Consider the following 19,013-nt stretch of genomic DNA (forward strand, 5'->3'; position numbering starts at 1 on the left):
GACCCGCGCGCTGACCTCGACGTGCTGATGATCGCGCCGAAGGGCCCCGGCCATACCGTGCGCTCGGAATACCAGCGTGGCGGCGGCGTGCCCTGCCTGATCGCGATCGCCAAGGACGTTTCGGGCAACGCCCACGACCTCGGCCTCAGCTACGCCTCCGCGATCGGCGGCGGCCGCGCCGGCATCATCGAGACCTCGTTCCGGGAAGAATGCGAAACCGATTTGTTCGGCGAGCAGGTGGTACTGTGCGGCGGCCTGGTCGAGCTGATCAAGGGCGGCTACGAGACCCTGGTGGAAGCCGGCTATGCGCCCGAGATGGCGTATTTCGAGTGCCTGCACGAGGTGAAGTTGATCGTCGACCTGATCTATGAAGGCGGCATCGCCAACATGAACTACTCGATCTCCAACACCGCCGAATACGGCGAATACGTCACGGGTCCGCGCATCGTCACCGCCGAGACCAAGGCCGAGATGAAGCGCGTGCTGGCCGACATCCAGGGCGGCAAGTTCGCCCGCGACTGGATGCTGGAGAACAAGGTCAACCAGACCTCGTTCAAGGCCACCCGCGCCAAGCTCGCGCAGCATCCGATCGAGGAAGTCGGCGCCAAGCTCCGCGACATGATGCCGTGGATCAAGAAGGGCGCGCTGGTCGACAAGACCAAGAACTGAGGCCTGATCGCCGTTCCCTGGCAGCGAAGGGCCGCTGGCGCTGCCTCAACGACAAAGAGACGTCACTCTGGTCGACAAGATCGGGTGCCGATTCTGATTGACCTCTCCCGGCATTTGCCGGGAGAGGTTGCATTCTCTTCGCGAACCGGAGACGAGCCGGCGGGCGGGTTCAACCAAACCGCACGCCGATCCTTTCCTTCTTGCGCCAGACAACCCTGCAAGGCCGCGCAGCGGACTCCATTTCCAGGGTCAGCGTGAAAGTGTCCGGGGCCTGAGCCAGCTTTGCTCCCTCGATGGACGCACCTGTCGCCGACAGATTGCGAACCGTGCAAGTCACGCTCTTTCTGCCAAAACTGATCCTTGCGGCTCTCAATACATTGCGCCGCGTGGCTCGCCGGCTTTCTCCGGTAGCCGCGTCCGCGGCGCCGCGGCGGGCTGGCGCTGATTTCGAAACGGCCTGTTTCGGCGCGGCATGCGTCCCCGCGGCAACCTCGCCAGGCTCGATCGCCGGGATCGCGGGCACCAGATCTGTCCTGGCAAAACCCGACTTGATCTTTCCCGAGAAAATCAGATCAGCCTGCAGCTGAAAATTGTTGAGGATCTTCTTTCGTTGGATCCCTCCCGCGACGCTCTTCAACTGGAGTGAAGCGAGGATTTGCTCGACCTTCGAGCCATCGCGTCCGAACGGCAGCAGGAGCCTTTCGCAGTCGACCCGCTGGTTGTTGGCGTCGAATGTGGAAATAATCGTGTAGACGAGACAGCCGCTCGAGGCACATTCCTTGGCGGCGTCCAGTGTAACCCGCCTCAGCGACATCGGAACGACCTGATCCATTGTCTTGCCGGCCCAGGCCGAGTTGAACACCTGCGCGACATTCTCACCCTGGTACAGCGCCCGGAATTTTTGCAGGCGGCCTGCGCCTTCGATATTCCAAACCACGAACTGGCCTGCATCGTACGTGCCCGGTTCGGGCTTGAATTCCGTGAATGAGGGGAAACGGCGGCCGGCCGCCAGCCGGTCCCAATGGGAAGCCAGCGCGCGATGACTGTCCGATCTGATCGGCCGCGGCGATATGAACTTGAAGGACATCGAAGGTTTTAACCGTTCTGCAGGCGAACTCTGGGGAGAATTGATTAAGGGCAACTAAAGCGTGTTGCAGCCGGCAGATCGTAACGCGCCAGGTGCCTTCGCGGGAACCCGTGTCCGATAGCCGACACAGAGAGTCACCGTCGATGCGGGGCGCCGTCTGCGGCCAGCCAGTAGAATTACGTAAGTGCCGGTACTCGCCGCGCGCCTGATTACTCAAAAAATGACGCACCCGCCAAAAAGTGACATTGCGATCGATGCGGTCGTCTCTCCGCAGGTAACGATTCTTAAGTATGACGCGCATAATGTCCGGTCGGTTGCTTCGTGATATCGATCCCATCAGGTTATCGCCGCCGCTGGGGGGCGATCAGACTCGCGGGCCGGACCTGGAAGAGGTTGGTTGGCAAAATGAGTTCGTGATGCAGGGAATCTATCGAAGAGTCAGTCAATCGCCGAGTTTGCCGTCGGCGGTGATCGGCGTCCTGCTGGCAGTGGCGATCGTCGTTCTGTTTCTCGTGGATCTGCAAGTCCGGTATCAGGACAGGATCGCGGCGGCAAAAGCTGATGCCCAGAGCTTTGCCAGGGTTCTCGCCGAGCACACGGCGTTGACCTTCGAGGATGTCGATCGTGCCCTGCAGGAAGCAGCGAGAATCCGCCAAAACAGCCTGTCTGCGCGGGACGTCGATCGCGTCGCGGTCAGCGCTGCCTTGCGCCAGCTGCAACGGAGTTCGTCGGTGTTCGTCGGCATTGGCTGGACCGATGCATCCGGGGAAATGCTCGCTCATTCGTTCGGCCAGACGCCGCCGCGCAGAAATATCGCCGGCATGGCGCACTTCACTGCCCAGCGCGACGGCACCGGCGACCAACTGATTATCGCGCCACCCTTCCTTTCGGCGCAGGGCAGCTGGATCACAGGAGTATCGCGGCGGCTGAGCAACACCGACGGCAGCTTCGCGGGTGTCGCTACCGCAGCGATCGATCAGTCGCATTTTACCAAGCTCTATCGCTCGATCAATCTCGGCAAAGGCGGATCGATATTTCTGCTGCATCGCGAGGGAAGGTTATTGGCGCGGGAGCCGGAGCAAGCCAACGCACTTGGAAGGTCCTTCTCGGATAGTCCGTTGTTTAGAAGATATCTGCCAGCATCGGAGGAGGGCTCCTACGAGCTCACGAGCCCCGTTGACGGTAAGGATCGCGTCGCAGGCTACAAGGCTGTAAACGGCCTGCCGCTGGTCTTGACTGTGACCTACGCCCGCAGCGAGGTGTTGGCGCCATGGTATCGCCACCTTTATGCGTTCGGCCTGCTGGTTGTCACGTTCGTCGTCGTCATATTGTTTGGCACGTTCCTGCTGGTGCGGCAAGCCAACGCCCTCGCGGTAAAGACGCGTGCCCTGGCAAGGACCAACGCGCGCATCGATGCCGCGCTGGGTAACATGCCGCAAGGCCTCAGCATGTTTGACGCCGACGAGAGATTACTGGTCTCGAACAGCCGGTACCGCGAGATGTACAACCTGACCGAAGAGCAGGTCAGACCCGGTACCCCGCTGAGCCGCATACTTAGCGATTACAAGATGGCGAACGAAGGAACTGATTCCAGCGTCGATGAAGTTGCCCGAAGTGCAAAGGGGCGGGCGCCATATACGCTGGCCCTCGCGGATGGTCGGATCATCTCGATAACGCGCACGCCGATGAAGGACGGAGGCTGGGTTGCGACCCATGAGGACGTCACCCAGAAGCGGCGCGACGAGGCGTTGCTCGCCGATAACGCCGAGCAACTCAAGCGCACCAACGATCGCTTCGATGCCGCCATCAACAACATGTCGCAGGGCCTCTGCCTGTTCGATGTCGACAAGAAGCTGGTGATTTCGAACCGTCGCTTCCAGGAGATGTACCGACTACCGGACGAGCTGGTTGCGCCGGGCACTCCATTGAGCCGGATACTGCAGTTCTACGAGGACCGCGGCGATGTCCGGGACGCAAAGCTGAATCAGGATCTGGACCGGTATGGCCAGCTGATAGGAGCGGCGCATAAGCAGGATTACGAGCCAGCCGACGGCCGCAAGATATTGATCCATCGCAACCCGCTGTCGGATGGTGGCTGGGTAGCAACCCACGAGGATGTGACGGAGCAAAAACGCGGCGAGCAATTGCTGACCGAGAAAGCGGCCGAACTCGAAGCGATGAACGTGCGCTTCGATGCGGCGCTCAACAATATGTCCCAGGGGCTCTGCGTGTTCGATGCCGAGCAGAAGGTCGTGGTCTCCAATGCGCGCTATGGCGAAATCTACCGACTCAGCCCGGATCAGATAAAGCCGGGGACCTCATTGCGGCAAATTCTCGAATACCGCCGCGAGAGGGGCACCGGTTTCAACGTCGCACCGGAAACCTACGTCAAGCTGAATGTGAAAACGGCGAACGAGGTGCTGGAGCTTGCCGATGGCCGTGTGGTCGCGATCTCCCGCCACCCGATGCCCAACGGGGGCTGGCTGACCACGCACGAGGACATTACCGAGCGGGCGCGCAATGAAAAGCGCATCGCGTTCCTTGCGCAGCACGATCTGCTGACCGGTCTGGCCAATCGCGCGCTGTTCTCCGAGAAGCTCGAGGATGCCGCAAAGCGGCTGCAGCGCCATGGCACCACCTTCACCGTGCTGATGCTCGATCTGGACAAGTTCAAGAATGTCAACGACACCTTGGGGCACCCGGCCGGCGATCAGTTACTGGTCGAAGTAGCTCAGCGACTGAGCTCCTCGCTGCGCGATACCGATGTGCTGGCCCGCCTGGGCGGCGATGAATTTGCTATCATCCAGGAAAACGAGAGGAACCAGAGCGAGGGCGCTATCGCGCTCGCCCTCCGGATCATCGGGCTAATCGAACAGCCGTTCGACCTCAATGGCAACAGGATCGGAGTCGGGACCAGTATCGGAATTGCCTTCGCACCCGAGCATGGCGCCGATGCCGAGACTCTCCTGAAAAAGGCGGATGTGGCGCTGTATGCGGCGAAGTCCGGCGGGCGAAACGATTTCCGCGTTTTCGAGCCGGAGATGATGAAAGCCGCGGACATCCAGAAGTCGATGGAAAGCGAGCTGCGCGATGCGCTGTCGCGCAGCGAATTCGAATTGTACTATCAGCCGGTGATCGATGCCAAAACGCGCCGTGTTTGCGGTGCGGAGGCGTTCGTGCGCTGGCATCATCCGTCGAGGGGGCTTCTGACCCCCGATCAGTTCCTCCCGCTCGCGCAGTCGACGGGACTGATGCTGCCGCTCGGCGAGTGGATTCTGCAGCAAGCCTGCACGGATGCGGCCACTTGGCCGCCGCATATCCGGATCGCCGTCAACATCTCCGCCGTTCAATTCAGCAAGGGGAACCTTTTCGACCTCATCTTGTGCGCGCTGGTTGATTCCGGCCTCTCGCCGGAGCGGCTCGAGCTGGAAATCTCGGATGTCTCGCTGCTGCAGCAGGATCAGGCGGCGCATCTGCAGACCATCCGGCAGGTGAAGAACCTCGGTGTCTCGGTCGTCCTCGACGATTGCGGGGCGGGATATTCGTCGGCGAGCTACCTGACCAGCTTTCCATTCGACAAGATCAAGATCGATAAGTCGGTGACGCAAGGGTTTGCAAGCCGCAGGGACTGCGCAGCTATCGTTGCTTCCGTGCTGGCATTGGCCCGTGGGCTCGATATCGCGACGGCCGCCAAGGGAATCGAGACCAGCGCGCAGTTCGAGGCTCTGCAGGCCGCAGGGGTTGATTTTGGGCAGGGTTATCTGTTCGGCCGGCCTGTTCCGCATGCCGAACTCGACCTCGATGCTGTGATTTCGCTGGCAAGGAACGTGGCCTGATGAACGCGCAGGAAAATCTGATCGACCAGCTCGAAGGCATGCTGGCGAGCAAGGATCTGTCGAGGCGCGCCGAAGTCTTGCGGAGCGTCACGGATCTCTTCATTCACGGCTCGGGCAGGTTCACGGAAGATCAGGTTGACCTGTTCGACGAAGTCATGGGCAAGCTCATCGAAAATATCGAATTTGCTGCCCGGGTGGCATTCGGGAGCCGGATGGCCATGGTCACCGATGCGCCCCGCAAGGTAATCCGCACCCTTGCGTTCGACGATGCGATCGAAGTAGCCGCGCCTGTTCTAGTGCACTCCGCTCGGCTCGACGACGCCACGCTGGTAGAAAACGCGCGAACCAGCAGCCAGGAACACCTGCTGGCCATTTCCGGACGAAAGACTCTCACTGAAGCCGTGACTGATATCCTGGTCGAGCGGGGAGACAATCGGGTCGTCGCCGGTACCGCCGGTAACCGCGGCGCGAAATTCTCGAGCTTCGGCACATCCACTCTCGTCGAGAGGGCGAAGGACAACGGCGCTCTCGCGCTCTGCGTCTGGTCGCGTCCCGACATCCCGCGCCATGATCTCGTGAAACTGTTCGCACAGGCGTCCGAGATCGTGCGAAGCCGGCTCGAGGCGGCCGATCCGCGACGGGCCGTGCTGATCCGGAATGCGGTTGCGGAAGCCTCTGACGAGATACTGGCGGTGGCGCGGGCGGGCTCCGACGAGCATGCGCAGGCGCAGGCGCATGTGCGGTCGCTGCATTCGTTCGGGCTGCTCGACGATGCGCGGTTGCAGGAGTTCGCGCGTGAGGGAAGTTTCGACAAGACCGCTGTCGCGCTCTCGCTGATGTGTGATCTTCCGATCGGCCTGATCGAGCGCACGCTGGCCCAAAACGAATCGGAGCAGCTGCTGGTTTTTGCCAAGGCCGGCGACCTGTCGTGGGAAACGACGAAGGAGATCATCACCCTGCAGGCCGGACGCGGCGGGGTGACGAAAGAACGGCTGAACCAATGTTTCGCCAGCTTCTTCCGGCTGCAGCCGAAAACGGCGCGGGCCGCGCTTCAGTTCTATCGGTTGCGGGAGAAGGCGAGCGGAGGTTCGGCGCACTAGGTTGCATTTTGTCGGCCGTACCAAGCACCCAAGATTGCGGTCGTAGCATCACATCAGTCTGCAGAATCATCCAGTCGCTGCTTGCCGTGGATTTTGCGACCAAGAGAGAATGATGCAACGCAACTGCTATTCGTAGTTGTCGTTTTAGCGCGAGCAACGTAATTTTACGGATTGCCAGATTTTCCCGCATTCATCGGAAATTAAGCCAGCCGGGATATTTCTCGATCGACGACCGAACGAGACTCCAAGATCTCCGCGGATTTTTTCCGCGTCCCGCGCTTCGCAATTTCGGCGTCAGCAGTCCCTTTGCATTTATTTTGATTGAAGGCATCCCGCCATGAATCCTTCGGCTGAAGCTGCAACCGTGTGGAATATTCGCAATCTCCTGATCACGGCGGTGGCGCTGCTGTCAGTGCTCGGGCTGGCGGTCTCGGGCTACGTCCTGCACAACGCGAGCCTTGAACGCGCCACGGCTTCCGATGCCGCATCGGTCAACGAAACCGCCGATCTGCTGCTGGCCAGCGCCGGCCAATGGGCGCGCGAGCGCGGCGCGACCAACCTTGCATTGAACGCCGCCAATCCCGCGGCGGATGCTCAGGTCGCGGCGATATCGAACTTCCGCAAGATGGCCGACGAACCTTTCGAACGGGCACTCGGCCGCATGGCCGCCCAGGGCTTTGCCAACCGGGATCAGTTGATCGCCGCGGCGAAGCGCGCGTTCGAACAAGTCGCCGCACTTCGGCGACAGGCGGATGGCGAAATCGCCAAGCCCGCAACGGCGCGTCAGGCGGCCGTCGTATCGCAATGGGCGCCGACCATCACCGCGCTGATCGTGGCGAGCCAGAACCTTCGCGTCGCAGCCGCGATGGACGAAGACAATGTCCAGGCCCGGCTGTCGAGCCTGCAGAATCTCAAACACTTCGTCTGGATCATGAGCGAGTATCTCGGACGCGAACGCGCGGCGGTGGCGGCGCTGGTGGCCGCCGGACGGCCGATGACCGCGCAGGAGGTCAGCACACTCGGCATGTTCCGCGGGCGGGTGGAAGCTGCCTGGGACTACGTGCAGGCCTACGCCGCAAAATCCTCGGCTCCGCGACCCGTGACCGCGGGAACCGACCTGGTTCGCGACCGCGTGTTCCAGCGCTTTGAGGATACGCGCAAGGCGATCTACGCCGCCGGACTTGGCAGCGGCAGCTATCCGATCAATTCCGCGGAGTGGTTCAGCCAGTCCACGGCGGCGATCGATGAAGTGATTGCACTGAGCATGCTTGCAAGCCAGGAGGCCGCGGGTCTGGCGCAAGCCGCGCAGCGCAGCAGCCTGCAGACCCTGGTGCTGAACGGCTTCCTGATGCTGTTCTCGCTGCTGCTCGCCGCCGCGACTCTCTGGATGGTGATCAGCCGCATCATACGTTCGCTGGGCCAGATGACCGCGGCGATGAGCGAGTTGGCCGGCGGCGAGATGTCGGTGGTCGTGCCCTGCTCGAACCGCCGCGACGAAATGGGATCGATGGCGCGTGCCTTGCTCGTTTTCAAGGATAATGCCCTGAGGATGCACGGCATGCAGATCGAGCGGGAGGCCCTGGAAAAATCCACCCGGGAGGAAAAGGTGGCCTCGATGGGCCGGCTTGCCGACGCATTCGAGGGCGCGATCGGGGAAATCGTCCAAACCGTATCGGCGGCCTCGTCCCAGCTCGAGGCTTCGGCAGGCACGCTGACGGCGACCGCGGCGCGGGCACAGGAACTCACGACCATGGTCGCCGCCGCCTCGGAGGAAGCCTCGACCAACGTCCAGTCGGTGGCCTCCGCGAGCGAGGAGATGGCCTCCTCGGTCAACGAGATCAGCCGGCAGGTGCAGCAATCCTCGAGGATGGCCGGCGAGGCGGTGGAGCAGGCCCGCAAGACCCATGATCGCGTCAATGCCCTATCGAGCGCGGCCAACCGGATCGGCGACGTGGTCGAGTTGATCAACAGCGTTGCCGGCCAGACCAATCTGCTGGCGCTCAACGCGACGATCGAAGCCGCGCGGGCCGGTGAGGCTGGCCGCGGCTTCGCGGTGGTGGCCGCCGAAGTCAAGGCGCTGGCCGAGCAAACGGCAAAGGCGACCGACGAGATCCGCAAGCAGATCAGCGACATCCAGAACGCGACGCGGGATTCCGTGCACGCGATCGAGGAGATCGGCGTCACCATCGGACAGATTTCGGAGATCTCGTCGACCATTGCATCCGCGGTCGAGGAGCAGGGCGCCGCCACCCAGGAAGTCGCCCGTAACGTCCAGCAGGCGGCTCAAGGCACCCAGCAGGTTTCGTCGAACATCACCGACGTGCAGCGCGGCGCCAGCGAAACCGGGTCGGCATCGTCGCAGGTGCTGACGTCGGCGCAGTCGCTTTCGTTCGAAAGCAACCGCCTCAAGCAGGAGGTAGGCAGGTTCCTGGATACGGTGCGCGCGGCGTGAGAGCTGCACCGCGTCCGGGACGCGTGCATCGTAGGGTGGGCAAAGCCAGGAGGTCGCGCGAATGCGCGACCGATGGCGTGCCCACCATCTCGCAACGATATCGGTGTGAAAATGGTGGGCACGGCGCGAAGGCGCGCCTTTGCCCACCCTACGCTCGCCGCGCTACTTCTCGATCTTGTTGTGCAGCTGCCAGAAGCGCACCGTCCGCTGCGCGGTTTCCATCGACAGTTTGCGGTAGTCGCGCTGCGCCAGCGCCAGCGTCTGGGCGTTGATCGGCGCCGGCATCGGCCGGTTGCGCAGGATGCTCTCGACGCTCGGCCAGTTCAGGCGGGCTGACCGGCAGGGAATCAGGATCAGGTCGGCGCGAGGCCCCTCCAGCAGCCGCGCCATCATTTCGGTCGGCGCGTCGTTGAGCACGGCGAGAGAAACGATCACCTCGTCGAATTTGCCGGCCTCGGCGAACAGGAAGACGGCGGCGTCGTCGAGCTCGTTCAGTTCCTTCTTCAGCTTGATGAATTTCTCGACTCCGCCGAAATCCCGCGTCGACGAATGATCCTCGTCGTCTTCGCCGAGGATCGATTGCAGCACCCGCTTGATCTCCTCCCGCAGTTCCGGCGACGCGATCGCCGCCAGCTTGGCGCGCACCGCGCCACTGGCGCGCCGCAACAGGTCGCGCAGGAATTTGATCGGAAGGTCGAGGCGCAGCCCGAGGATCTCGGTGAGTTCGTCATCGTCGCCGGCCCGCGCCACGATGCCGGTGTAGCCGGCCTCGGAAATGCGCGCGCTGGCGTTGGTGGCGAGCTTCCTGATGACCTTGTGCTCGCCGCGATCGATGATCACGTCGGTGACGGCTTCGGGCAGGTTGCTGCGGCCCGAAATCGCCAGCAGGTGATCCTGGCCCTTCTTGCGCGCGATCTCCACCAGCGTGCTGGTCTGGAGGCGGCTGGACTGGGCCAGCACGTCGCCGGCCACGGCGATTTCGTCATCCCATGCCAGGTGCTGGATCACGCCCGGCGGCGCGAAGGCGACCGGCGCGAGGCGCTTGCCGAAATCGGCCCTGGCGCGGCTTTCGACACGGGCGATCAGCAGGCACATGACGTCGTCGAACACCTTGACCTGTTCCTCGTTGAGGCGCGCGCCGTCATGCAGGAACAGGTTGGTCACCTGCCGAAGCGTTTCGACCCGTTCCGAGGGCGAACCGGTTCTGACGGCGTCCTCGAGTTCGGCGATGATGGATTGATCCGCCTGTAGCGCCATCGTTTCCGGAGCGATCTGTTGGGTGTTGCGGGAATTGAGGCCGCACCATGGCCGCCGCGGCCCTACGCCCGCGTTAAGTTGGAACTCCGTAGAAATACAGGGCGTGGCTGCCAGCGACCCTAGCCGGCGAATTTTCGCGCGCCCACCACGCACAGGATGACGGCGAGGGTGACGACCAGCATCATCCAGGTCACGGGTTCATGCAGCAGCGTGGCCGCCAGCGCCAGGCCGAAGAATGGCTGCAGCAATTGCAACTGGCCGACGGCGGCGATGCCGCCCTGGGCAAGGCCGCGGTACCAGAAGACAAAGCCGATCAGCATGCTGAACAGCGACACATAGGCGAGGCCAAGCCAGGCCGGCCACGCGATGCCGGAAAAGCTCGGCGGCATATAGAAAATCAGCAGCGCGATCATTACCGGCAACGACAGCACCAGCGCCCAGCAGATCACCTGCCAGCCGCCGAGCGTGCGCGACAGCCTGGCGCCTTCGGCATAGCCGAGCCCGCACACGATGATGGCGGCCAGCATCAAGGCGTCGCCGGTCGCGGAAGCGGTTAGCCCCTGCATCAGGGCGAAGCCGGCCACCAACGCGCTGCCGAGCGCGGAAAAAATCCAGAATGCGGGTTTGGGTCGCTCGCCGCCGCGCAGCACGCCGAAGATCGCCGTCGCCAGCGGCAGCAGTCCGATGAAGACGATGGAGTGCGCCGAGGTGATGTGCTGGAGCGCCAGCGCCGTCAGCAAGGGAAAGCCGACCACGACGCCGAGGGCGACGATCACGAGCGAGACGAGATCGCCGCGCGAGGGACGCTTCTCCTGGAACGCCAGCAGCAGGCCGACCGCCAGCACGCCGGCGATCGCGGCGCGCGCGACCGTCAGAAACACCGGGTCGAACTGGATCACTGCCACGCGGGTGGCGGGAAGCGATCCGCTGAAGATCACCATCCCGATGAATCCATTGATCCATCCGCTCGCCATTCGGTCCATCTGAAACTCCGCAGTGATGGACCCTTATCGATGGTGGCGGCTGGAAATCCCAGTGACAGTCCGTTACGGTTTGGCGAAACTGTTATGGTATCGGATACAATACGGATGAGCGAAGAAGCAAAGAGCGGGACGCGCCTGTCAGCCGTCATGGCCGCGATACGGCAGCGCATTGCCGGCCGCAGCCTGACATCAGGCGACAGACTGCCGTCGATCCGGTCCTTTGCCGGCACCATGCAGGTGTCGACGTCCACGGTGGTCGAGGCCTATGAGCGGCTTGTCGCCGAAGGGGTGATCCAGTCGCGCCCCGGGTCCGGATTCTACGTCGCCAGCCAGGCGGCCCCTCTGGCGCTGTCGGAGATCGGACCGAAACTGGATCGCGCGATCGATCCGTTCTGGGTCTCGCGCCAATCGCTGGCATCAGGGGATACCGATCTGAAACCAGGTTGCGGCTGGCTGCCGCCGTCCTGGTTGCCGGAAGATGGCATGCGCCGCGCCCTTCGAACCCTGTCGCGCGCCAATGGTCCTGTTCTGGCCGACTATGGCGCCCCGCTCGGATTGCCGGCTTTGCGCCAGCTGATCGCCCGGCGAATGGGCGATCGCGGCATCGAAGCTTCTCCGGACCAGATCATCCTCACGGAGTCGGGGACGCAGGCGATCGATCTGTTATGCCGGTTCCTGCTCGAGCCCGGAGACACCGTGCTGGTGGACGATCCCTGCTATTTCAATTTCCATGCGCTGCTGCGCGCCCATCGCGCCCGCATCGTCAGCGTTCCCTATACCCCGGCGGGGCCGGATATGGCGCTGTTCGCGCAGGCGCTCGATCAGCACAGGCCCCGGCTCTACATCACGAACTCGGCCATCCACAATCCGACCGGGGCCACGCTGTCGCCGGTGACGGCGCACCGGGTATTGAAGCTGGCCGAAGCGTTCGGCCTGACCATTATCGAGGACGATATTTTCGCTGATTTCGAGCACACATTGGCCCCGCGACTGGCGGCCTTCGACGGCCTCGATCGGGTGATCCATATCGGCAGCTTCTCCAAGACATTGTCGGCTTCGGCCCGCTGCGGATTCATCGCCACGCGCCCCGACTGGATCGAGGGATTGATCGACCTGAAGATCGCCACCTCCTTCGGTGGCGGTCGCCTCGCCGCAGAACTGGTTCTCAATGTCTTGCGGGATGGCAGCTACCGGAAACACATCGAAGGGCTGCGGCTGCGCCTGTCGCACGCCATGGGCGAGGTGAACACAAGGCTGAAATCTCTCGGCATCGAACCGTGGCTCGAACCTCAGGCCGGCATGTTCTTGTGGAGCCGGCTGCCTGACGGTATCGATGCGGCTGATGTGGCCAGGGAGGCTCTTGCGGAGAACATCGTCCTCGCCCCCGGCAACGCGTTCAGCCTGTCGCAATCGGCAACCAGCTATCTGCGGTTCAATGTCGCGCAGTCCACGGATATCAGAATATTCGAGGCACTGCGAAAGGCCATCGCGCGACCGCGAAAATCGGCTGTTGCCTGACGGGTATTCCGCGAGTCTATCCGGCGGTTGCCGGCGTCACCGATGCCAGCGGCACGTCGAACGCGTAGACGAAGCCGGAGGGTTCATAGGTCAATTTGACATCGCCCCTGAGTTGCCTGCCGAGGGTCTCGATCAGGCGGGTGCCGAAGCTCTGCCGGGCAGGCGGATGAACCGCGGGCCCATTTTTTTCGGTCCAGGTCAGGCGCAGCCGCTGCGCCGCTTCGTCGACGGTCCATGCAATGTCGACGCGGCCGGTCGGGATCGAAAGGGCGCCGAACTTGGTGGTGTTGGTGCAGAGCTCGTTCAGCGTCATGGCAATGGCAATCACCGCACCCGAGGCGATCCGGATATCCGGCCCCGCAATCGAGAATTTCGGCGCATCGGGATCGTCGAAGGCTTCGGTGGCGCCGCGCACGATTTTTTCGAGATCGGCGCTGCTCCATCGCGCCTGCAGCAGCAAATCATGCGCCCGTCCCAGCGCCAGCAGCCGGCCTTCGATGGCATGCTGCGCGTGCTCGGCGCCCGCCACGTTGCGCAGGCTCTGCGAGGCAATGGCGCTGACCGTCGCCAGCGTGTTCTTGATGCGGTGGTGCAGTTCTTCCAGGATCAGCTTCTGCAGCTTGTCGGCCGCCGCGCGTTCGCGGGCGTCGATGCCGGCCTGATCGAGCAGTTCCTGGGCGTTGATTTCCGCCTGCGCCAGCAAAAGCCGAAGGCTGACATTCTCCGCCGCGAGAAAGTCCTGCGGCGGCGTTGCGCCGCCGTGGAACTGGCGCTGGTCTTCGTGATGATCGATCTCAAGCATCCACAACTATAACACCCTATGTCGTCTACCGCTCAGATCAATTGAGGCCGTTTACCGCCGCAATCAAGCAATTCCAGCCGGTTCTGTCCGGTATTGTCCGGTATTGTCGATCTCAGGCGTGGCCGATCAGGTTCCGCATCTTTGCGATCATCACCGCCCCGCGAGCGGCCTTCCGAAGAAGTGGCCGCAAGTTCCCTGGCGAAGCGGGCGATAACCGACCCCCGAAGCATCGCTCGATGCCGGTTTGAGGCTGCAGGCGGACACGGCTCACGGGGTTGTTGAGCTAAGTCAATACCACCGGGCTGCTGCCGTCTGACAATGGTTCAATCAGGGCTTTCCCCTGGCCAATTCCCGGGAGTTTGTAGAAATGAAGAAATCGTCTGGCGTTCTTCTTGCCGCGCTGGCAGTCGCGACACTTTGGACCGTCGCGCCTGCGGCAGCGGCGCCGATCGGATCGTCGCGGATGCTGCAAAACACGGTGGAGCCTTCGGTGGAGACGGTGAGATATCGTCGCGGCTATGGCCCTGCCATTGGTCTTGGGATCGCTGGCGCGCTGATCGGCGGGGCGATCATCGGCGCCACGCAGCCCTACGGCTATTACGGGCACCCCGGCTACTATGGATATCCCGGCTATTACGGTCCGGCCTACGTCGTCGCACCGCCGCCCTATGTCGGCGGCGGCGCCGTGGCTTATTGTGCGCAGCGCTACAGGTCCTATGACCCGTATTCCGGGACCTATCTCGGCTACGACGGTTATCGGCATCCTTGCCCCTGATGGCGGGCAATGGTTGATTGAGCAAGTGTCGCCCCTGCGTGTCGCAGGGGCGAAGCCTGCCGACCGCCGTCAGCTGTTGCGTTTGGTTTCGGGACGACGTGGTCATGATAGCGTCTGTCAGCAATCGGATCGATTGGTGGCATGTCGGAAATAACAACCAGGTCTGACCATCAGAAAGGCGCCGAGGCCGAAGTCGAAGGCTTTCGGAAGGACCTCGGTCCGTTTGTCGTTGCCGCCGAAACGACCCGAATGGCGATGGTGTTTACCGATGCGACGGAACCCGACAATCCGATCATCTTTGCCAATGACAGCTTTCTCTCCCTAACCGGCTACCGCCGCGAAGAGGTTCTCGGCAAGAGCTTCAATTTTCTGTTGGCCCACAGCGCTGACGCCGAGGCGCTGGCGCGGATCAAGACCGAATTCGAGGGGGCGTCGAATGGCGGGGCAGAAGTTCTTTATCGCCGCAAGGATGGAAGCGAATTCTGGGCCGTGGTCTTCATCAGCCCGGTTCGCGACGAGGACGACGACATCGTTCAGTATTTTGCCTCGCTGGTCGATCTCAGCAGACAAAAGGAGAATGAAGTCCAGCTGAGGATGTTGATCGACGAACTGAACCATCGCGTCAAGAACACCCTTTCGACGGTGCAGTCGATTGTCCGCCAGACGTTGCGAACCTCCTCCGATCCCGGGACCATCCGGGACTCCATCGAGTCCCGTCTGTTTGCGCTGTCGCGGTCGCACGACCTGCTGACCCGCGAAAAATGGGAAAGTGCCGGGCTGTACGATATCGTTCACGATGCCGTGGAACCATTCGTGGCCTCGGGCGGCCGGACGGATCGGATTGCGATCACGGGCGAGAACATCCGTTTCCCGCCAAAGGCCGCGCTGGCCCTCGGCATTGCGTTCAACGAGCTCGCAACGAACGCCGTGAAATACGGTGCCTTGGCCAACGCGGCGGGATCAGTCCTGATCGAGTGGACCACCGAGACGACGCCGGCTGGCGGGCGGCTGGTCCTGAAATGGCAGGAGAAAGACGGTCCCATGGTCACGCCGCCCGCACACAAGGGGTTCGGATCGCGGGTGATCGAGCGTGGTCTGGCCCATGAGCTGGCAGGAAACGCGCATCTCGACTACCGGCCGGACGGCCTTGTCTGCACGATGAGCATCCCGGTGCCCGGAGCTGCCCGTGATGGATAGACTGCTTTCCGGCCGGCGGGTTCTCGTTGTCGAGGATGAAATGCTGCTCGTTATGATGATCGAAGACATGCTGGCCGACCTTGGATGCAAGTCGCTCAGCTCTGCGGCGACGGTCGACGAGGCCCTCGCCCTGATTGCCGCGCAAACCTTCGACGTCGCCATGCTGGATATGAATTTGAACGGCAGCGATAGCCATCCGGTGGCGGAGGCGCTTGCCGCGCGCGGCGTAGCTTTTTTCTACGTGACCGGAAACACCGGTCACGATTTGCGCGATGGCTATGCCGACCGGCCGATGCTGAAAAAACCCTTCAGGCAAGAGGACCTGATTGCGATCCTTGCCCGCCTCCAGGGCGAGGGGCCGTCGTCGCCGCGATGATTTGCCCGAGGCCGAAGCTACGGATGTCTCCCTTGATTTTCGGCGGGCGTGCGCGCGGTGGCCAGCGCCTAGCGGTCAACAATTTTTCCGAAGCGGAAGTAGACATCGGCCTTCATTCCGGTCGTGAGCTCTCCCGATCCCGTCAATTCGATCATGACTTGCACCACATCAACGTCGGTCTGATTGCGCGATCCCGGCGGCTCCAGCCGGCCTGGCTCGACGAGCGGGGCGATCGACGAGACGATTCCCTCGAAGTCGCGACCGGGAAACGCCGCGGCCCGCACCGTCACCGTTTGCTTCACCTTGACGGATCCGATGTCGCGTTCGTCCAGTTCCGCACGCACGCACAGGGCCGAGAGATCGGCGAGCTGCAATAGCGGTTGAGGTGGACTGGGGGAAACCAGCTCGCCCGCCCGCACATTGACCTGGAGCACGGTGCCGTCGATCGGCGCGCGCACCGTCAATTTATCGAGGGCGGATCGCGCCACAGCGTATTCCGATCGGGCGATACTGAGCTGGCCCTCCAGCGTGGTGGGCAAGGGGCTGTCTTCCTCGAGTTCTCGAAGCTCCTCCTGGCGCTTGGTCAGTTCGGCCTCGGCCCGCGCCAGTGCCGAACGGGCCTTGGTCAGGCCGTCGTCCGCCCCGCTTTTGGCCCGCAATTCGGCAGCAACCCGGTCGACGATGGCGCGCACGGCATACACCGACTGTTCGGCATCGGCCACGGCATCCCTGGCCTTGCGTCGCGCGTTCGCGCTGCCCGTCACCGACCGTTCATCCCGTGCGCGCTTGCGCAGGGCGACTTGCGTTTCCGCCGCAGCCAGCCGCGCGGCGAATTCACCGTCAGCGAGATGGATCAGCGGTTCGCCGGCAAACACCTTGTCGTTGGCCTTCACCAGCACTTTGTCGACGACCCCCATGACGGCAGTCGCGAGCTTGATCTGACCGGAGCAGGCCTCGACGCGACCGGGCGCAACGGCCTGCCATTGCTTGTCCTCCGGTGCAGCGGCCATGACGCCGCGGGCTGTCGTCAGGACTCCGGTGGCGATGACCAGACCCGAGATCGCAACCAGGACTATGCGGGGTTTCGACATGGCTATTCCTCCTCGGTGGTACTCTGGATAATCATTGCGGTTCGGCGCCACTGCGCTCCTCGCGGACGATCCGTCCGTCTTCGATGTGGACGACGCGATCAGCGAATGGCAGCAGACGCGGGTCATGTGTCACGATCAGCACCGCGCGTCCCTGTTCCCTGGCGATCGTGGTAAGGATCTTCATGACCGCCTGGCCGTTCTCGCCGTCCAGTGCGGCGGTTGGCTCGTCCGCCAGGATGATCGACGGATTTCCGACGATGGCACGGGCGATCGCGACGCGCTGCTGTTCGCCGCCGCTGAGTTCGCCCGGAAACGCCTTTATCTTGTGCGGCAGGCCGACTCTCGCCAGGGCCTCGCGTGACTTGGCCTTTGCGCTTCTGGATCGTTCGCCGCGTACATCCAGCGCCAGCCGGACGTTGTCCGTGGCGGACAGCGTCGGAAACAGATGAAAGGACTGGAACACAAAGCCGATATGCTCCCGTCTGAGAAGCGCCAGGTCCTCGGGGTCGGCGCCGGCGGTTGCATGCCCGCAGATACGAACGGTCCCTGCCGTCGGCGTCAACATGCATCCGAGAATCGACAGCAGCGTGGTCTTGCCGCTGCCGGAAGGCCCCATCAGAAGCGTCAGCTCGCCGCCTTTCAGTGTCAGGCTGACGTTCTTGAGTGCCTCGACCTTCGCGGCGCCGCTGCCAAGGACCTTCGCCACATTCGTAGCCTCGAGCAAGGGAGCAGTCATCGCGAGAACACTATGGCAGGATCGATCCGGGTGACCTGTACGATCGCGGCCATCGCCGATCCGATGCACATCACGACGGTCAGCAGAAAAAGCCCGATCATCAGTTCCGGCGTAATGACGATCGGCAAGGCCGTCGCGGCGGTCAGTTTCACGATGGTCTCGCCGATAAGCGCGGCGATAGAGAAACCGATGATGGCATTGAGGAGCGCCTGGCAGACGATCACCGCGTAGATATAGCGCCGGGACGAGCCGATCGCGCGCAGGGTGGCGAACTCGGTCAAATGCTCTTTCGTGCTCGAATAGAGCGTCTGGGCGACAATGACGGTGCCAACGATCACGCCGAGCAATGCCCCGGCGAACAGCGCGGCACCGGCGCCGGTGCTGAACAGCCAGAAGGTGCGGCTGCGCTCGCGAAACTCGGCCGGCGTCAGCACCTCGACATCGGAGATGTTCAACAACAGCTGGCGGCGGACGGCGGCCCTGTCGGCATTGGGGCTCAGGCGAACCAGAAAAAAGGTGGCCTTGCCGGAGGAAACTCCGGTGTGGGCCCGCGCCCGGTCGATGTCCATGAAAACGAACGGCGTCGTGGTGAATGAACGGATGCCGTTGGTGACGACTGCCACCCGCACCAGTTGCTGGCGGATTTCGGCGGTCGCCCCTATCCCCGAGATTCCGAGCCGGTCGAAATAGGACCGGTCGACCGCGACCGCCTTCGGCGTCGACAGCGCCTCAATCCGGCCTTCCACCAGGTTCCAGGGCTGCAGGCCGCCGGCCCGCAGATCCGAACCGATGACGAAAACGGGAGTCGTCGCACCGCTCGGCATTCGCCAATCTGCAAATCCGATCACGACCGGAATCGCATCCGCCACGCCGTTGACTGCAAGCGCGCGATAGCGCTCACGCGTGTCCAGCAGCGAGGGGTCCTCGAAGCACTTGGTCCCCTGCGGCATGATCCACAGATCGGCGGACGCATGATCGATCATCGTCGTCACCATCCGGCCGAAGCCCAGATACAGGCCCATCTGAACGGTGACCAGAACGATGGAGAACACGATCCCGATCACCGTCGCAATGAAGCGAAGCCGGTCATGAAACAGATTTCGGAATGCAAGAGTGAAGACCAGGGGCATGTTA

At 62.8% G+C, this 19,013-nt stretch carries 15 protein-coding genes; 8 read left to right on the top strand and 7 right to left on the bottom strand.

All coding sequences use genetic code 11. The features are described 5' to 3' along the window. Nucleotides 1-669 (top strand): ketol-acid reductoisomerase (gene ilvC / locus Q7T45_RS18270; RefSeq protein ID WP_304872446.1); only part of this gene is annotated, 669 nt, incomplete at its 5' end. Between the two features lie 169 nt (nt 670-838). Here the strand turns inward: ilvC and Q7T45_RS18275 are convergent. Further along, complete coding sequence (locus Q7T45_RS18275; protein WP_304872447.1) at nt 839-1,756, bottom strand: PilZ domain-containing protein; 918 nt, start codon at nt 1,754-1,756, stop codon at nt 839-841. 302 nt (nt 1,757-2,058) lie between these two features. Between Q7T45_RS18275 and Q7T45_RS18280 the strand changes: the two genes are divergently transcribed. The 3 genes from Q7T45_RS18280 to Q7T45_RS18290 all read left to right on the top strand — a co-directional run bounded on the left by Q7T45_RS18280 (nt 2,059) and on the right by Q7T45_RS18290 (nt 9,144). Next, on the top strand, nt 2,059-5,592 hold the full coding sequence (locus Q7T45_RS18280) for a PAS-domain containing protein (RefSeq protein ID WP_304872449.1): 3,534 nt from the start codon (nt 2,059-2,061) through the stop codon (nt 5,590-5,592). Next, entirely contained in the window at nt 5,592-6,692 is a 1,101-nt protein-coding gene (locus Q7T45_RS18285; protein WP_304872451.1) for a DUF2336 domain-containing protein, read from the top strand. The genes Q7T45_RS18280 and Q7T45_RS18285 overlap by 1 nt, the downstream gene beginning before the upstream one ends. Nucleotides 6,693-7,029: 337 nt before the next feature. Beyond that, on the top strand, nt 7,030-9,144 hold the full coding sequence (locus Q7T45_RS18290) for a methyl-accepting chemotaxis protein (protein ID WP_304872453.1): 2,115 nt from the start codon (nt 7,030-7,032) through the stop codon (nt 9,142-9,144). Between the two features lie 162 nt (nt 9,145-9,306). On the opposite strand, the gene Q7T45_RS18295 is transcribed toward Q7T45_RS18290, so the two are convergent. After that, nucleotides 9,307-10,401 carry a DUF2336 domain-containing protein gene (locus tag Q7T45_RS18295; RefSeq protein WP_304872455.1) on the bottom strand — a complete coding sequence of 365 codons (1,095 nt, stop codon included), beginning with the start codon at nt 10,399-10,401 and terminating at the stop codon, nt 9,307-9,309. Nucleotides 10,402-10,520: 119 nt separating this feature from the next. Continuing rightward, nucleotides 10,521-11,384 (bottom strand): DMT family transporter, encoded by an 864-nt coding sequence (locus tag Q7T45_RS18300; RefSeq protein ID WP_304872456.1) that lies wholly within the window; start codon nt 11,382-11,384, stop codon nt 10,521-10,523. An 84-nt stretch (nt 11,385-11,468) separates the two neighbouring features. On the opposite strand from Q7T45_RS18300, the gene Q7T45_RS18305 reads away from it, so the two are divergent. Further along, complete coding sequence (locus tag Q7T45_RS18305; RefSeq protein WP_304872457.1) at nt 11,469-12,902, top strand: PLP-dependent aminotransferase family protein; 1,434 nt, start codon at nt 11,469-11,471, stop codon at nt 12,900-12,902. Between the two features lie 16 nt (nt 12,903-12,918). Here the strand turns inward: Q7T45_RS18305 and Q7T45_RS18310 are convergent, their stop codons facing one another. Next, complete coding sequence (locus tag Q7T45_RS18310; protein WP_304872458.1) at nt 12,919-13,704, bottom strand: sensor histidine kinase; 786 nt, start codon at nt 13,702-13,704, stop codon at nt 12,919-12,921. Between the two features lie 367 nt (nt 13,705-14,071). Here Q7T45_RS18310 and Q7T45_RS18315 point away from each other — a divergent pair, with 367 nt between their 5' ends. The 3 genes from Q7T45_RS18315 to Q7T45_RS18325 all read left to right on the top strand — a co-directional run bounded on the left by Q7T45_RS18315 (nt 14,072) and on the right by Q7T45_RS18325 (nt 16,052). Beyond that, nucleotides 14,072-14,479, top strand: coding sequence for a BA14K family protein (locus Q7T45_RS18315; protein ID WP_304872459.1), 408 nt, complete (start codon nt 14,072-14,074; stop codon nt 14,477-14,479). A gap of 141 nt (nt 14,480-14,620) precedes the next feature. Further along, a complete protein-coding gene (locus tag Q7T45_RS18320) occupies nt 14,621-15,676 on the top strand; it encodes an HWE histidine kinase domain-containing protein (protein WP_304872460.1) in 1,056 nt (351 codons plus the stop codon). Next, nucleotides 15,669-16,052 carry a response regulator gene (locus Q7T45_RS18325; RefSeq protein ID WP_304872465.1) on the top strand — a complete coding sequence of 128 codons (384 nt, stop codon included), beginning with the start codon at nt 15,669-15,671 and terminating at the stop codon, nt 16,050-16,052. Before Q7T45_RS18320 ends, Q7T45_RS18325 begins: the two co-directional genes overlap by 8 nt. A 68-nt stretch (nt 16,053-16,120) precedes the next feature. On the opposite strand, the gene Q7T45_RS18330 is transcribed toward Q7T45_RS18325, so the two are convergent. The 3 genes from Q7T45_RS18330 to Q7T45_RS18340 are packed head-to-tail and all read right to left on the bottom strand — an operon-like array spanning nt 16,121 to nt 19,009. Then, a complete protein-coding gene (locus tag Q7T45_RS18330; protein WP_304872462.1) occupies nt 16,121-17,143 on the bottom strand; it encodes an HlyD family secretion protein in 1,023 nt (340 codons plus the stop codon). A 31-nt stretch (nt 17,144-17,174) separates the two neighbouring features. After that, the gene (locus Q7T45_RS18335) at nt 17,175-17,879 is read right to left on the bottom strand and encodes an ABC transporter ATP-binding protein (RefSeq protein ID WP_304872463.1); all 705 of its coding nucleotides are present in this window, start codon (nt 17,877-17,879) and stop codon (nt 17,175-17,177) included. Further along, on the bottom strand, nt 17,876-19,009 hold the full coding sequence (locus Q7T45_RS18340; RefSeq protein WP_370691311.1) for an ABC transporter permease: 1,134 nt from the start codon (nt 19,007-19,009) through the stop codon (nt 17,876-17,878). Before Q7T45_RS18340 ends, Q7T45_RS18335 begins: the two co-directional genes overlap by 4 nt. Nucleotides 19,010-19,013 lie beyond the last annotated feature (4 nt).

It is taken from the genome of Bradyrhizobium sp. (assembly GCF_030646015.1).
Classification (GTDB): Bacteria; Pseudomonadota; Alphaproteobacteria; order Rhizobiales; family Xanthobacteraceae; genus Bradyrhizobium.